Below are 15,763 nucleotides of genomic sequence, written 5' to 3'. Positions count from 1 at the left end.
CGCAGGCTTTACTCTACGCAACTCTTGCACGCGTATCCATGTAAATCATTCGGCGCACCATACCTCCACCGCCAGTGACAGGTACATGCCGGAGGCGACCAGCGCCGGCACGCGGCCGCTGGCGCTTTTGTGGCAAAGGTGTTGACCCGGGTGTGAAGCCGGCGTCAAAAAGTGACAACGACAGTGGAAGAACAGGTCGTGGTGCCGGCTTCGCAGACCGAGTAGTTATAACTGCCGCCGCCGCGCTGATTAATGTTGTCTGTGTAGGCTCCACTGTTGGATGGAGTAGCGACGATGCTGCCATCACGGTAGATAGCGACCATCTCTGTGGTCGCACCGCCCCAGGTGAGATCAGCCTTCTGGACGCCACGTTGCTTGTAGCCGGTGGCTGTCAAGTTGATACTCGCGCTGCTCGCTGCACTGACAGTGACCTCCTCACGGGAGGTGCCGGTTGCACTTTCATTATCCACGACCGTCAGGACAACGTTGTAGGTACCTTCGGTACTGTAAGCGTGGGTCACGGACTGCCCGTTGGCAGTATAGCCATCGCCGAAGGTCCATTCATAGGCCGTTATGGAGCCGTCATCCGTGGAGGCCGAGCCGTCGAAGCTGCAGCTAAGGTCGCTACAGTTTGTGCTGAAGCTGGCAACCGGATTGCTGTTCGGCTCCTCGGGGCTGCTCGGCTCGTCACCACCGCCGTCGGTTGCGACGAAATCGGGCGTGAAGTTGCTGATTGCCAATAGTGGCTCTTTTACGCCATCTCCGGAATCATCGACCCAATTATAGTTGCCGCTGGTGAGCAGAGTCGTACGGATGGCGGAAGGCCCCTGACCGTTGCTGGCCAGGATGGCGGCAGCACCGGCTACGTGCGGCGCTGCCATCGATGTGCCGCTGATCGTCCCATAACTGCCCTGCTCAACGGGAATGGTCGACAGAATACACACACCGGGCGCCGCGATATCCACCGCCCCCCAGTTGCTGAAGTCGGCGAGAGAGTCGTCCCGGTCGGACCGACAGGTCGGAGCACTCAGTGCGCCCGGCAGGCCGTCAAAGTCGGCCAGCGCGGATACGGTGATTGCGTCGGGCGCATTGGCCGGGGTGAAGCCTGCGGCGTCCGCATTGCTGTTGCCCGCGGCAACAACGACAGTCACGTTGCTCTTCACCGCATTGGCGACGGCCTTGTTCATGGCATTGCTGCTGCCACTACCGCCGAGGCTCATGTTGATAACTTCGATTCTGCCCTGGGCGACGACCCAGTCGATGCCGGCGATAATGCCGGATAGTGTTCCGGACCCCTGAGAATCAAGCACCTTGATAGCCCACAAACGGGCGCCCGGAGCGATTCCTGCCACACCAATACCGTTGTCCAGCGCGGCGATCGAGCCTGCGACATGTGTTCCATGGTAATGGTCATCGTCACCGGTTTCCGCATCCTCGCAGTACGCCGTGCCACCGCCCGTCGTGTAGAGGCAATTGGCGCCACCCACGATATTCAGATCCGGGTGGTCCACGTCTATTCCGGTGTCCAGAACTGCCACATCCGCATCTACCCGGTAGTCATCGGTAGAGTTTAGGGAAAGCGCCTGATAATTAGCCAGACTGCGATCTATGCCGGTCGGTACAAGCTGGTCGAAGGTCGTTACGGCCAAGTCCGGTTCAATGCTGAGTACATTCGGGTTGCGCTGGATGCCCGCGACAGCGGCGGCGGGCACACTGATGGAAAAACCCTGCAGGACATTTTCATAGACATAGCCGACGCGACCGCCACTGTTTCGGGCGATCCTGGCTGCGACGCCACCTGCAGCCGCATTTCCGGGTTTTAGCATGACGATATAGCTGGCGTGGCTGGTGTTGTTTGCGGGCTCGGCCATTACTGAGAGAGGCAGTGCAACTGCGACAGCAAGCGCTAGTCTTTTCATAATGTCGTCCTTTATAGAGGCCGTTGTGTACTGCTTCGGCAGACTGAGGTGTGTCTCGATAATTGGCCTGGGGTCCTGCGTATACAAGGCATTTGTTGCTGAATCTCCAGATAGTGAGTTTTTCGAGCGTGCTATACTGTTGGCTTTTGGCCCACCCCTGCGGGTGGGTTCGCTGAACACCATCCGGAACCCGCATGACCCAGTCCCAGCATACGCCGCTGGCGATCGTGTTTGCCCTTGGCTTCACCATGATGCTCGGGCCCTTCGCCATCGACACTTATTTGCCCGCGTTTCCCGACATTGCGGCCGCCATGGGCGTGAAAATCAACGTGGTTTCCCTGTCCATTTCGGTCTATATGTTCGCGATAGCCCTGGGGCAACTGGTGGGCGGCGCGCTGTCTGACCGCTTCGGGCGCCGCCGGGTGCTGGTCACGGGGCTGCTGCTGTTTGCCGGCGCCAGCTTCTTTCTCTCCCAGGCACAGACCATTGAATCGCTGCTGCTGGGCCGGGTGGTGCAGGCTCTCGGCGGCGGCTTCACCGCGGTCTCCATACCGGCCCTGGTCCGCGATCGGGTAAACGGACTGCAGGCCGCCAAGCTGTTCTCGATGATCGGCCTGGTGGCCATCGTGGCGCCGGCGATCGCCCCGACCATCGGCACGCTGCTGCTGCGCCTCGGTGACTGGGGGATCATCTTCGTCTTTCTCGGTATCTACGCCCTGTTGCTGCTGCCGCTGTTAACGGTCACGGTGTTCAAGGGGCCGCGCCGGCCGCCGGTTGGGCCGGGCGGTATCAGCATGGTGGCACGGTACCTGGGGGTACTGAGCGAGCGCCGGGCGCTGCCGCATATCGGCTGGCAGACCGCGGGCTTCGGTGGCCTGATCATCTTTGTAACCTGGTCCGCCTTCATCTATCAGGTCCATTACGGGCAATCGCGCGATGCCTTCGCCCTGTTGTTCGCCTGCAACATTGTCGCCATGTTCGGCTGCAACCTGCTGAACCGCGTGCTTCTAAACAGCATGCCTTCGCTACAGATCCTCCGTGGCGCTACCGTGGCCCAGGCAGCGGCCGCGGTCTGGTTGCTGGGGGTTGCCCTGCTGGATGGCCCGGTGTTCGCGTTCCTGCCGGGGATGATGCTTTACGCCGGTGCCCTGGGCGCCATGAGCCCCAACAACCAGGCCGGCTTCCTGGAATATTTCCCGGCCAGCAGCGGTTCGGCAGCAGCCCTGATGGGCACCGCCACTTTCAGCCTGGGTGGCATCGCCAGCGGGCTCAGCACGCTGTTACCGCAAACTCTGCTGGCCGTGACTCTGTGCATGTTCGCCTGTTCCCTGGTGAGCCTGGGGTTTATGGCCCTGCGCGGCACCAGTAGCCACGCCATGGCCTGAACGCTCTTCCCCTGACGGACCGTCACAGGTATTGTGCAGAGCGCGAGTATCGCAACTCCACCAGCACATAATCTATAACACTGCAGGGAGAAGCCGTCTTGACAGATATCCGCCCGGGTGCCGTGGCGCCGTCGGAATCCTTTGGCGCCGGCACGCGTCGCTACGTGCTGACCATTCTGGTTATTGCCTACACCTTCAATTTTATCGACCGGCAGATTCTCGGCATTCTGGTGGAACCGATCCGGTTGGAGCTCGGGGTCGGGGATACCGCCATGGGCCTGCTGACCGGGCTCGCCTTCGCCGTGTTCTACACGCTGATGGGTATTCCCATCGCCCGTTACGCCGACCGCGCCAACCGCCGCAACCTGATTGCCGCCGCAGTGGGCATCTGGAGCGTGTTCACCGCGGCCCAGGGCCTGGCCCAGAACTACTGGCAGTTACTGGCCTACCGCATTGGCGTCGGCGTGGGCGAGGCGGGCTGCTCGCCGCCGGCGCATTCCATGCTGGCGGACTACTATCCCCCCAATCAGCGCGCGACTGCGCTGGGCATCTACTCCCTGGGCATTCCTGTCGGCATTCTGTTCGGCTTTTTTGTCGGCGGCTGGATGAACGAGTGGTTTGGCTGGCGGGTGGCGTTCTTCGTGGTCGGCATTCCCGGCATCGTGCTGGCGCTGTTGATCCGTTTCACGGTGCGCGAGCCGGACCGGGGCATGTCCGAGCAGCGGGCCACGGCGGACCCAGGCGCGCAGCAGCCCGCCATCGGCGCCGTATTCCGCTACCTGCTGGGCCGCAGGTCCTTTATCCACATGGCCCTGGGCGGCGGTATCTCCGCGTTCGTCGGCTACGGGCTGATTTCCTGGGCGGCGGCGTTTCTTGCGCGCAGCCACGGACTGTCTTCCGGCGAGATCGGCACCTGGCTGGGCTTGATCTTCGGCATTCCCGGGGGCATCGGCATCGTCCTCGGCGGGCGGCTCGCGGACCGGTTCGGTGAACGCGACGCGCGCTGGTATCTGTGGGTGGTGGCGGTGGCGCTGTTGATCGCCGTGCCGGCCGGGGTGGGCGTGTTCCTTTCCGACTCGGTGACCTTTGCCCTGCTGTTTCTGATCATCCCCGTGCTGCTGGGCAACTTCTACCAGGCCACCACGTTCGCCCAGACCCAGACCCTGGTGGGTCTGCGCATGCGCAGTGTCGCGGCGGCCATTCTGTTGTTCGTGATCAACATTGTCGGCCTCGCCTTCGGGCCCTCGGTGGTGGGGGTGCTCAGCGACCTGCTGGCGCCGCATTACGGCGTGGATTCCCTGCGCTGGGCGCTGTTGATCTGCTCCATGGCCAATCTCTGGGCCGCGTTCCACTACTGGCGCGCGGGAGTGCATTTCCCGGGGGATCTCAAGCGGGTGGAGGATTGACGGACCATGTTCAGTTTTATGGAATGTAAACTTCGGTTTAAGTGTGATTTGCAAAACTTTGCGGCTAAGGTAGCCTTAAGTGGTGTGTGATATTGATACACGACACCTTTACCACTGGGCAAACAGACAACAAGTTCACTCGCATAGAGAGGCTTTGCAATGATGAAGAAGAAAACATTACCCCTGGTTGCGGCGGTGGCGATCGCCACCTCGTCGCTCCTGCACGCCGGCAGTTCACTGGCCATGGAACCCAAGCCAAACCAGTTCTGGTGGCCGGAACAGCTGAATCTGTCGCCCCTGCGAGCCCACGGCCCGGAGTCCAATCCGCTGGGCGAAGACTTTGATTACGCAGCAGCGTTTGCCAAACTGGATCTGGATGAGGTTAAAAAAGATATCGAAGCGCTGATGACCACCTCCCAGGACTGGTGGCCCGCGGACTACGGCCATTACGGCCCGTTCTTCATCCGCATGGCGTGGCACAGCGCCGGAACCTACCGCGTGGCTGACGGCCGCGGCGGTGCCGGTGGTGGCCAGCAGCGTTTTGATCCCCTCAACAGCTGGCCGGACAACGCCAACCTGGACAAGGCTCGCCGCCTCCTGTGGCCGGTGAAGCAGAAATATGGCAGCAGTCTGTCCTGGGCCGATCTCATGGTCCTTACCGGCAACGTGGCCCTGGAGTCCATGGGCTTTGAGACCTATGGCTTTGCCGGCGGTCGCGAAGACGACTGGGAGCCCGACCTGGTGTACTGGGGCCCCGAGACCGAATTCCTTGGAGACGAGCGCTACAAAGGCGACCGCAAGCTCGACAACCCCCTGGCCGCGGTGCAAATGGGCCTGATCTACGTCAACCCGGAAGGCCCCAACGGCAAGCCCGACCCGCTGCTGGCTGCCACGGACATTCGCGAAACCTTCGGCCGCATGGCGATGAACGATGAAGAGACCGTGGCCCTGATTGCCGGTGGTCACAGCTTCGGCAAGGCCCACGGCGCGCACAAGCCGGACGACTGTACTGGCCCGGAGCCCGCTGCCACGGGGATGGAAGAGCAGGGTTTCGGCTGGACCAACAAGTGCGGCAAGGGCAACGCGGAAGACACCGTCACCAGTGGCCTGGAAGGCGCCTGGACTGCGACCCCTACTCAATGGAGCATGCTTTACCTGAGCAACCTGTTCGCGTTTGAGTGGGAGCAGACCCGCAGCCCCGCCGGTGCCGTGCAGTGGGTGCCCGTGGACAACCAGGCGGCCAATACCGTGCCGGATGCCCACGTCGAGGGCAAGGCCCACCAGCCGATCATGTTTACCACTGATATCTCGCTGAAGGTCGATCCGAGCTATCGCGAGATTTCCCAGCGCTTCCTGGAGAACCCCCAGGAGTTCGAGGAAGCCTTTGCCAAGGCCTGGTTCAAGCTGACTCACCGTGACATGGGTCCCCGTGCCCGCTATGTCGGCGACAACCTCCCCGATGAAGACCTGTTGTGGCAGGATCCGGTGCCGGAAGCTGACTACAATCTGGTCAACGACCGCGACATTGCCAGGCTGAAGTCAGAGATCCTGAAATCGGGTCTCAGCACCGGTGAACTGGTCCGGACTGCATGGGCCTCCGCTGCCACCTTCCGCGGCACCGACATGCGCGGTGGCGCCAACGGTGCGCGCATTCGCCTTGAGCCGCAGAAAAACTGGGCGGTGAATCACCCGGCGGAGCTGGAGAAAGTGTTGACCCGTCTGGAGAAAATCCAGAGCGACTTCAACAAGGCCCAGCGCGGTGGCAAGAAGCAGGTGTCCCTGGCGGACCTGATCGTACTTGGCGGCGCCGCTGCGATTGAACAGGCAGCGAAGCAGGCGGGCCACGAGGTGAAGGTGCCCTTCATTCCCGGGCGTACCGATACCACCCAGGAGCTGACGGACGTGGAGTCCTTCGCCGTACTGGAACCCACCGCAGACGGTTTCCGCAACTACTTCGGCGAGGGCAACCACCTTTCGCCGGCGGAGATGCTGGTGGATCGTGCCAACCTGCTGACGCTCACGGTACCGGAAATGACGGTGCTGGTGGGTGGCCTGCGGGCCCTGGACGCCAACGCAGGCGACGCTGACCACGGGGTCTTCACCGACCAGCCGGGTGAGCTGAGCAATGACTTCTTCGTGAATCTGCTCGACATGTCCACCGAGTGGCGCAAGTCAGACGATACGGAAGGTCTCTACGTAGGCATCGACCGCAGCTCCGGCGAGCGCAAGTGGACCGCCACTCCGGTGGATCTGGTGTTCGGTTCCAACTCCGAGCTGCGCGCAGTCGCGGAATTTTACGCGACGGACGACGCCGGGGAGAGGTTCGTTGAGGACTTCGTGGAGGCGTGGACCAAGGTCATGACCCTGGACCGCTTCGATACCTGATCGAACTGGCAGCAAGCTATAACGGCGGCGCGTAATGCACCGCCGTTTTTTTATGGGCGGGGATTACTGCCGCTTGAGCAGCAGCCACGCTTCCGCATAGTCGCTGATCTGGCGGTTGGCCGCGTGGTAGTCGTCCCAGCCGCGGTAGTAGCCGCTGAGCCAGTCCAGCTGGTAGAGGTTGTCGTGGAAGGCGCCGCCGGTGTCGGCGAGCACGGTCAGGCGAAAGGTGGGCTGGCCCGCTTCCTCCGCCCGCAGCAGCACCAGGCGACCGAGGCCGAGCTGGAAAATATCGCCGGCCACGGTGACCAGCGGCCTTACCGGAATCTTGTAGTCCGCATCCTTGCCGTAGCCGAGGACCCCGGGCACTTCCTTGAAATACCAGTAACGCTCTTGCGCCTCGGGCTTGCGGCTGCGGTCGTAGGCCACGCCGTTGTTGCGGTGCACGTTGAAGTAGCGGCGCTGTCCGCGTTCGTCTTCGACCACCGCGGTACCCTGCAGCAAGGCGCCTTCCAGATCAGCGCGGCTGAGCCAGATCAGGGGCGGGGCCAGGGCAGCCATCTTGTTGGCGCTTTCGGGGCTGGTCTCCAGCGCCACCACGCGCTGCTTGCCGTAGCGATAGCGGGTGATGCTGTCGCGCTGCGCGTCGGCTTCCGCCAGCGGCAACTCGGCCTCATCGAAGGGCAGGCCGTAGAGTGCGTGGGGCGTGGCTGCGCTCTGTTGGGCGCTGCCATCCGCCACCCGCACGTAGTACTTGGTCAGCAGCAGCCGGTCTTCGGGCAGCCGCTGCAGCAGCGGTTTACCGGCCGCCAGGGTGGCGGCCCTGGCCCGGTCCGGGTGCCAGCGCAGGAGCTCGAAATGTTGTTGGATAAAGGCCGGGTCGCTGAGGCGGGAGGGTTGGCCGCGGGCCTGATCCTGCTGCTGCACTGCACAGACGAACTCCAGGGTTTCCCGGATCCGCTGTGGCGACGTTTGCAACAGCGCGCTGGTACCGCCGTGAATGGCGGCCGGGTCGTAGGCCCTGCCCCGCGCGAGGTAGTCCGCGGTTGCCGCGGCGACTTCACACAGTTCCGCGCTGTGCCCCGCCCATTGCCCCGCGGGTAGCGTGGTGGCCGGGCTGAAGGCCGGGCTGGCGCAGGCGTTGCCACCGGCCAGCAGCAGCGCGGCGATGGAGGCGAGGCGGTACAGTGACGTCAGGCGGGCACTCACCTACAGCGTTGCCGTGATGGCAAAGTACGTCATGCCCGCCAGGACCAGCGACGACACCAGGAACAGCAAAAAGCGCACCGGCACGTAGTTGATGGTGACCTGCACCAGGCTGTGGGCGATCCGCAAGCCGAGATAGGCCCAGGCCAGCTGCAGCGCCAGGCCGGTGCCGGCACCGCTGATGGCGAGGATGCCGCACAGGGCATAGAACACGGTGGGCTGCTCATGCAGGTGGGTATAGTTGTGCGCCTTCCAGTTGACGCTGTCCGGCAAGACGCCTTCAAGGTCCGCCCCGCGGCGCCCGCCGGGCATCGGTTTGGCCAGGTCGAGACCCGCCTTGCTCAGGGCGGGCAGGCGGGTAGCTGCCATCCAGGTCAGGATGACCAGAGACCAGGCTGCGAGCAGGGCGGCGGGGGCGAGGATTGCTGTTGTCATTGTTTCGTCCTTTGCTAAGTGGAGGTTCAGACTTGAGAGGTTTCGGCGGCCGGCGCGTTGGGCTTGTGCCAGTTCGCGGCCTTGTCCTTGAGTTCACGGAATTTGCCGGAGGCGCTGTCCAGTTTTGCTTCCCACTCGGGGTTGGCCTGCTGCCCCTGGGTGACCTTGAAAAACACCTGCATCAGCGCGGTCATGGCGAAGGGTTCAATCACCGCCTGCTTGATGCCCCAGGCAAAGACCAGCGCAATCACCAGGCTGAGCGGGCCGGCGGCGCCCGGGAACCAGGCGACCAGGGCAGCCACCGGAGCCAGAATCAGCAGGAAGATCACCAGGGTCAGGCCCCAGATCAGGAAGGCCAGCCAGAAGGCGTTTTTCAGGAAGGCCTTGTAGTTCTGCGCGTACAGAACCAGCGCCGTCTTGCTGCCGTCCCAGGGATTCTCCGCGCGGGTGTGAATGTTGTAGGCCAGGATCACTTCATCGAGATAGGTCAGCGACAGATTGAGCACGGTGTTCAGGAACTTGACCAGGCCCCCGGCGCCGGGAATCGGCAGCAGGGTGGCGACGGTGAAGAAAATCCGGTTGAAGGATTTGAGGATGCCCTTGATCAGCTGGTCGAGGCCGAACAGCACCGAGGATTCCGCGAACCGCTCGCGCACCACCTGCTGTGCGTGGTCGATCTGGGAGCGCCCGCCGGGCAGTTCCTTGCCTTCCAGCAGCTCCACCAGCACCGCGATATGCCCGGCCTTGACCATGTAGAGCAGGTATTCGCGCAGGAAGTACATGATCGCACCGGCGATGGCGAAGCCGGCAATGCCGCCGTACATGCCGCCGGCAGCGCTGTCACCGGCGATGGCGCCGATGCCATAGCCCATGCCCGCGCCGGTCCCGGTCACCAGGACGTAGCCCAGGGTAATGCCGAAGTAGATCAGAAAGCGAAAAATCAGGAACGGCGTGGTGCGCAGCAGCAGGCCGATGATTTCTCCGATATTGAAGTCTTTCATGCGCGGTTTTCCCCACAGGCTTTATTGGATTTTTCACGGAGTAGACCCGATGCCGACGCGGGGCGTCAAGCAGAGTTGTCCAGTGCTCATGGCAGACACACTTCGACCAGGCCCCCGGTGACGCCGAAATGGATCCAGGTTGCCAGCACCGGTCTGCCGCTGGCGCGGGTCACGCCCTCGGCGTAGGCCCGGAGCTGGCCGGAATAGCCGAGCGCGACCTCCTGCCAGTCGCCGCGGGCCCGCGGTGAAGCCTTGTGGTCGATGATGATGTAGCCCTCCGGGGTTTCCAGCAGCAGGTCGATCCAGCCGTCGACGATCTGGCCGTCGCTATTGATGAAGCGGACCGGGTGCTCGGGATAGAGAGCGGTCGGCTGGAAGCGCTTTGCCACCGCAGCGAGCAGGCGGTCGCTGCACTGGTCGGCGGCGGCGCTGGAAATGATTTCTTCCACCCCGTGCTCGGCGAGAATGCGCGCGCTGTCCGCGTGCCCCAGCAGACGGCAGGCGATCACCGCGTGCAGGGCCGAACCCAGTGTGGCCGGGTCAAAGTTGCGCTCCAGCGGCAGTCGCTCGCCCAGCGTTATTTCCTCGCCAATTCTCGCGTCCGCCAGGGGCGGGAAGGCGGACGGGCTCTGGCGCAGGGGCAGCAGCGTCGGCTCGGGGGCAGGGGTGTCCGGCCACTCGGGCTGGTAAGGGGATTGCAACGGCAGGTGATTGTCCGCCGCGAGTGCCAGAAAGCGCGCCGCAATGGTGGGCCCGTCAGGCAAGGGCAGTTCTTCGCAGGTGGGCAGCATCCACTCCGCGCCCAGGGTGTCCATCCACGGCCCGCCACTGCTCTTGCCCTCCCGGGTCAGGATCAGGGCATCCCGCGGCCGGGTCAGGCTCACGTACAGCAGCCGTTTCGCCTCCTGGATTTCCCGCGCCAGTGCGGCCTGCCCCTCGGGGCTGGCGTCGATGGTGTCCAGCACCGCGATGCCGGTGCTGTTGTTGCCGAAAAATGCCGGCCAGTAACGCAGGCTGCGCCCGGCCAGTGGATCATCCAGGCTCACCGGCTGCACCGAAGGCAGCACCGTCAGGCCCCACAGCCGCGGTTTCAGTTCACTGGCCAGATCCATGGCAATAACCAGCGGCCACTCCAGGCCCTTGGCGCCGTGGTGGGTGACCAGCTGGATGGCGTCTTCGTCGCCGCCGTTGGCCTGGGTATCTTCCTCGGCGTCCGCCAGCGCCTGCAGCCACAGCACCAGGCCGCTGGCGGTGGCCGGTTCGCGCTGGGCCCGGCACTGCTCCAGGTAGTCTTCGGCGTGGGCCAGCAGCGCTGCGAGGTTGTTGAGCCGGTGCTGGCTGCGCTGGCTGGTGGGCCCCCAGCGGTGCACTGACTGTGCCACCTCGCCCGCATCCAGCGCCAGGCGCAGGGTTTCCACCGGGGTCAGGAAACGCACCCGGGCGCGGGCTTCGGCCAGTGCCGACAGCGGGCCGGTAGTGCCATCTTCGCGCCAGCGGTGGGGCATTGCCTCCGGGTCCGCCAGCCAGGCCAGCCGTTCACTGAGCCAGTGTTCCGGGTTGCTGCACTCGGTAAGGCTGATGATTTCCGCCGAGGCCAGGGTGTCCGCCGGGTCGATCAGGCGCCGCAGGCAGGCCATGGCCAGGCAGCCTTCGGGGGTCGCCAGCAGCCCCGGGCGCTGGTAGCGGAGCGGCAATCGCGCCGTTGCCAGCGCCGCCGCGATGGCAGCGAGATTGCTGTGGGTGCGGCAGAGTATGGCGATATCGCGACAGCGAATGGCGCGCAGTTGCCGGCTGTCCTTGTCGCACACCTGGCGCCCGCTGGCCAGCAGCGCCTGCACCCCGGCCGCCAGTGCGGCGGCCCGTTCGGGTTTGTTGCGCCCCTCGAGGTGCCAGCATTCCACTGCGGGCCCGGGGGGAACCTCCGCCGCCGGCCGGGCGGGCTGCAGGGTCACCCGTTCCGCCGTCAGGGTGTCGGCAAAGGCGGGCGCAAACAGGGCGTTGCTGTAGGCCACCAGAGCGGGGGTGGAGCGCCAGGACTGGGGCAGCACCTCGGGCGCCGAACCCTGTTCCCCGATCCGCGCGACCACCGCATCCATCAGCGCCGGATCCGCACCCCTGAACCCGTAGATGGACTGCTTGATGTCGCCGACCCAGATGACATCGTCCGCCAGCGTTGACAGCTTCAGGAACAGCGCCAGCTGGATCGGGCTGGTGTCCTGGAACTCGTCCACCAGCAGTAGCTGCAACTCCTCGCGCAGCACAGCCGCCACCTCCGGGTGGTCCAGCAGCTGGTAGAGGCACTGCTCCTGGTCGACAAAATCGATCAGCCCCTTGCGGTTTTTCAGCTGCTGGTAGGTATCCAGGCTGGCGGCGGCAATGGCGAAGACCTCGCTGCAGAAGTCCCGCAGGTCCGCCTGCAGCTGCGGGTGCTGCTCAAATTGAGCCGCGACCGCGCTCACCGGTTCGGCGATGGCGCGGGATTTGGCCCCGGTCTTGCCCTTGGCCAGGCCGATCCACTCGGGCCAGGTCAGGGTGCGCTTGATCAACGCCGCCTGGGCCTGCTGCAGGCGCGACAGATAATCCGCTGTGGCCTGGGTACGGTCGTGGTCGGTATCGAGTTCGAACAGGGCGTGGTTGACCGCAGCCAGCAGCTCGGCGTTCAGGTCCCGCGCGGTCGCGGTGGGGAAGTGCGCCAACAGGGCGGCGGCACTGGCGCTGCCGAGGTCGCGGATATCCGCGGCGGACTGGTTGTTGGCCCGGGCCGCGTCGACAATCTTTTTGACTTCCTGGCGCCAGAGTTGCTGGCGACTGCGCTGGTCCACGATCTGCAGCCGGTGGCTCAAGGCGTTCATTTTACGCAGGCGCGGCCGGGCGCCGGCCAGGGCCTGCTCCATGGCCTGGTAGAACAGCACGTTGCCCTGGGCTTCGTCGATTACCTGCTGTTCCGGGGGCATGCCGGCCTCGAAGGCGAAGCGCCGCAGCAGTTCACCACAGACCCCGTTGACGGTGCCGATCAGGGCCTGCTCCATGCGCAGGGCAGTGCCGTGCTCGCCGGCTTCAATCAGCGCCCGGCGCACGCGCTCCTGCAGCTCGCCGGCCGCCAGCCGGGTAAAGGTGGTGGCGATCACACCGGCGGGTTGCACCTGCCCCGCGGCGAGGCGGTCGCGCAGCTCCCCGGTGAGGCGAAAGGTCTTGCCGCTGCCGGCGCCGGCGCTGATGAAGTGGATCCTGGCGCTCACGCGTTGTCATCCCAGCCGGTCAGCGCCCGGTAGTCGCTGAAGCTGTCGCTGGTGTCTGGTATGGGCAGCCCGTCCTCGCCGGGGCTGGAGCCGGCGTCGGGTTCGGTGCCGGCCACCGTGACTTCGACCAGGCCGCGGTCAAACTGGGCCCTGCGCCAGTGCCAGGTGTGCTCGAAGCGGTGCCAGTAGTCCGCGGGGCTGGTGTCAGCCGACGGTGTGACATTCTCCGCCCCGGGGAAGAAAGTGTGGTTCAGGCTCAGCATGTGCGCATCGCTGACGATGAAATAGCTCAGGCAGGGGCTGTGGCTGGCGCCCGCTGCCCGCCGCAACTGCGCGTATACCGCCAGCTGCAGGAAGCTGCCGTCGAGCAGGGACTGGCGCCGGTATTTGCGTCCGCCCCATTTGATGTCGACCACGGCCTCGCGGCCGTCGCCGGTGAGGGCCAGCAGGTCGATGGATCCGGTCAGCTTGCCGCCGGTAAAGCTGCCCTGCAGTTCCTGTTCCATTTGCACCGCCACGACTCCGGCCTCCTGCAGGTGCGCCACCAGCGCCACCAGGCCCTCCTGCAGCACGGTGATGAAGCGCTCGCACTCGGCCTGGCGTCCGGCTTCCAGCAGCAGTGCTCCCTCCTGTTCCAGCAGCGGGTAGCAGTGAGTGTCCACCCAGGCGGCGATATCATTGCCCCTGATTGTCTGCACCTCCGGGTGGGCCCGGAAATACAGTTCCAGCAGGCGGTGGGCGAGATTGCCTTTCAGGGTGGAACCATCGCTGACGCTGGCCAGGGAACCCGGCTGGATCCGTGCGCCGTAGCGCAGCAGCCATTGATAGGGGCTGTGAATCCAGGCGTCCAGGGAGGAATAGGATTCCGCTTCGCGCGCGGGTATCGCGGTGCCAGCGGGCAGTTGCCACCAGCGGGCCAGGGGCGGCAGTGTACGTGCCGGCAACGGACTGTGCGGGAGTTGCAGCAGCGCCGCGCTTCCCGGGTCCGCTGCCGCGAGTACAGGCAGGCCGTCGCAGATACTGCTCAACAGATCCCACACCGGGTGGTGCTGCGCGGCATCACTGTGCAGCACCAGGGTGCATTGCGCGCGGGCACTGAGCAGGGGCCGCTGCCAGGCCCGGCCCAGCCAGTCCAGCCGCGCCGCCTCGCTGTGCAGATTGACCCCGGCGGCCTCCAGGGCCGCGCACTCGCGCCGGGACCAGGGCCAGCGCTGGACCCGGTCGGAGGCCTGGCAGTCCCACCACAGCACCCGATCCACCGGCGCCGTGAAACTCCCGGCCTGGCCGGTGGCGAGGGCGTTGCCTGCTCCGGGCGCGGTCTGCGCACAGCGATCGGTCACCGCGCTGCCGCTGCCTCGCACGTCCTCGATCAGACGCAGGACATTGTCCCGGGTCAGCCGGTCGCGGCCGGCTGCCGCGAGACGTTCAATCGCCTTCACCAGTTCCTGGGCCTGGTTGATGGCGGTGTTGTACAGGGTGTGCTGGGCCGGGTCCGTGCTGGCTTCGCGGGCCCGCAACAGCCACTCGGCCACCCGCCGGGCGCGGGCCGCGAGCTGCGCCCCCGGTACCCCGCTGTCCGGCGCGAACCGTTCCGGCTGCAGCCAGAAGGCAATGGCTTCCTCCAGAATCTGGCCATCTTCGGCCGCCGCAAGGCAGTCGGCCACCGCGCTTTCCCAGGCCGGGCTGCCGATGCCGGGCACCGCCGCCACGGTGCGCGCCAGGGTCCGCCGCACGGGCTGCGGCAGTGGCCCCACTGGATGGGACAGGAACTGGAACAGGGCGGTTGGATTCAGCGGCTGCCACAGCAGTTCACAGGCCAGCGGCAGCAGCTGGAATACCGGCCGCCAGGGCGAGGCGCTGCCGAAACCCAGGCGTGCGCCGCCGCTGGCTTCCAGCGCCTCGTCCAACTGGTCACCGCGCTGTTCGGCGAGGACCGCGAGTGTGGCCCCGGGGTTGGCCGCGAGCTGCTGGCGGACCAGCCGCGCAACCAGCGGTGCGCTACCGCGGGGGGAATCCGCGGTCAGCACCCGCAGGCTGCCATCCCCGGTCAACCTGACTTTGGCGCGCTCGGAGCCGGCGGCCAGCAGCCGCTCCTGCACCCGCCTCAGGTCACTGCCCGCGGCTCCCTGGGCGCCGGGCTCGGCAGCCTCGGTCAGGTCTGTCGGCAGCGCCCGCAGCAGGCGCTGCCAGAGCGGCGGGAAATCCCCGAGCGGGTCCAGCAGGTGCACCGCCGCGATAGCCGGATTGTGCGTGGGCAGGAGCTCCAGCACCCGCTGCAAGCGCTGGCCCAGGCCGGGTTCTACGGCGCTGGCGGCCACTTCTTCAATGGCCGCCATGTCGGCCAGGCGCCCCGGCCCAGCGCTGGCAAAACTGCCGCTCCAGCCGGCCAGGTACCACTGGTCCCGCCACTGCAGCAGGCTGCGGGCCACCGCAAACGGGTCTGCCTGCCAGGAAGCATGGTAGAAAGCGGCGGGGTGGTCGCACTGATCGACGCAGGCGAGATACTGGATCAGGCGGGTGCTGAAGGGTGTGTCAGTGGCGGGAATGCCGAGCCGGGTTTCCAGCGCGCGCAACATGGCGCCGGGCCCCAGGCTCGCCCGACCCAACGCGGGCGCTGTGGGCACGGGTTGCGGTCCATCCCCCGCCAGGCTGAGCGTGATGACAAGCGGGCCGGGCGCGGCTGCGGCCATGAAAGGTTCTCGTTGCAGGCTGTGCAAGCAGTGTACTGGAATGCTCCCGTTGCTCAAGCAATGCGTTTATTCCGCCGCCCGACTGGCCTATTCTGTGCGC

Annotated in this window: 9 protein-coding genes; 3 read left to right on the top strand and 6 right to left on the bottom strand. The window is 65.4% G+C overall.

The features are described from left to right. Nucleotides 1–164: 164 nt before the first annotated feature. Nucleotides 165–1,919: a S8 family serine peptidase gene (locus Q6D67_RS16655; RefSeq protein ID WP_304706801.1), complete on the bottom strand. Its 1,755-nt coding sequence runs from the start codon at nucleotides 1,917–1,919 to the stop codon at nucleotides 165–167. Nucleotides 1,920–2,113: 194 nt separating this feature from the next. Between Q6D67_RS16655 and Q6D67_RS16650 the strand changes: the two genes are divergently transcribed. The 3 genes from Q6D67_RS16650 to katG all read left to right on the top strand — a co-directional run bounded on the left by Q6D67_RS16650 (nucleotide 2,114) and on the right by katG (nucleotide 7,095). Continuing rightward, nucleotides 2,114–3,304 carry a multidrug effflux MFS transporter gene (locus Q6D67_RS16650; RefSeq protein ID WP_304706800.1) on the top strand — a complete coding sequence of 397 codons (1,191 nt, stop codon included), beginning with the start codon at nucleotides 2,114–2,116 and terminating at the stop codon, nucleotides 3,302–3,304. A gap of 98 nt (nucleotides 3,305–3,402) precedes the next feature. Next, nucleotides 3,403–4,710 carry an MFS transporter gene (locus tag Q6D67_RS16645; protein WP_304706799.1) on the top strand — a complete coding sequence of 436 codons (1,308 nt, stop codon included), beginning with the start codon at nucleotides 3,403–3,405 and terminating at the stop codon, nucleotides 4,708–4,710. Between the two features lie 162 nt (nucleotides 4,711–4,872). Beyond that, entirely contained in the window at nucleotides 4,873–7,095 is a 2,223-nt protein-coding gene (gene katG / locus Q6D67_RS16640; RefSeq protein WP_304706820.1) for a catalase/peroxidase HPI, read from the top strand. A 63-nt stretch (nucleotides 7,096–7,158) separates the two neighbouring features. Here the strand turns inward: katG and Q6D67_RS16635 are convergent, their stop codons facing one another. From Q6D67_RS16635 to Q6D67_RS16615, 5 genes are all read right to left on the bottom strand, one after another. Next, the gene (locus Q6D67_RS16635) at nucleotides 7,159–8,301 is read right to left on the bottom strand and encodes an MltA domain-containing protein (RefSeq protein WP_304706798.1); all 1,143 of its coding nucleotides are present in this window, start codon (nucleotides 8,299–8,301) and stop codon (nucleotides 7,159–7,161) included. After that, a complete protein-coding gene (locus tag Q6D67_RS16630) occupies nucleotides 8,302–8,733 on the bottom strand; it encodes an MAPEG family protein (RefSeq protein ID WP_304706797.1) in 432 nt (143 codons plus the stop codon). Between the two features lie 26 nt (nucleotides 8,734–8,759). Beyond that, on the bottom strand, nucleotides 8,760–9,734 hold the full coding sequence (locus tag Q6D67_RS16625) for a hypothetical protein (protein ID WP_304706796.1): 975 nt from the start codon (nucleotides 9,732–9,734) through the stop codon (nucleotides 8,760–8,762). Nucleotides 9,735–9,820: 86 nt separating this feature from the next. Then, nucleotides 9,821–12,973: an exodeoxyribonuclease V subunit beta gene (locus tag Q6D67_RS16620; protein WP_304706795.1), complete on the bottom strand. Its 3,153-nt coding sequence runs from the start codon at nucleotides 12,971–12,973 to the stop codon at nucleotides 9,821–9,823. After that, on the bottom strand, nucleotides 12,970–15,663 hold the full coding sequence (locus tag Q6D67_RS16615) for a PD-(D/E)XK nuclease family protein (protein ID WP_304706794.1): 2,694 nt from the start codon (nucleotides 15,661–15,663) through the stop codon (nucleotides 12,970–12,972). The genes Q6D67_RS16620 and Q6D67_RS16615 overlap by 4 nt, the downstream gene beginning before the upstream one ends. Nucleotides 15,664–15,763: the final 100 nt, after the last annotated feature.

It is taken from the genome of Haliea sp. E1-2-M8 (assembly GCF_030649675.1).
Taxonomy (GTDB): domain Bacteria; phylum Pseudomonadota; class Gammaproteobacteria; order Pseudomonadales; family Halieaceae; genus Haliea.
Note: the sequence above shows the minus strand (reverse complement) of the source record. Positions and strands in the feature narration are given on the sequence as shown.

Bases quoted from the DNA above. Each gene is read 5' to 3' on its own strand.
- Q6D67_RS16615 (WP_304706794.1), bottom strand. From the start codon at position 15,663: ATGGCCGCAGCCGCGCCCGGCCCGCTTGTCATCACGCTCAGCCTGGCG.
- Q6D67_RS16655 (WP_304706801.1), bottom strand. From the start codon at position 1,919: ATGAAAAGACTAGCGCTTGCTGTCGCAGTTGCACTGCCTCTCTCAGTA.
- Q6D67_RS16630 (WP_304706797.1), bottom strand. From the start codon at position 8,733: ATGACAACAGCAATCCTCGCCCCCGCCGCCCTGCTCGCAGCCTGGTCT.
- Q6D67_RS16625 (WP_304706796.1), bottom strand. From the start codon at position 9,734: ATGAAAGACTTCAATATCGGAGAAATCATCGGCCTGCTGCTGCGCACC.
- Q6D67_RS16650 (WP_304706800.1), top strand. From the start codon at position 2,114: ATGACCCAGTCCCAGCATACGCCGCTGGCGATCGTGTTTGCCCTTGGC.
- katG (WP_304706820.1), top strand. From the start codon at position 4,873: ATGAAGAAGAAAACATTACCCCTGGTTGCGGCGGTGGCGATCGCCACC.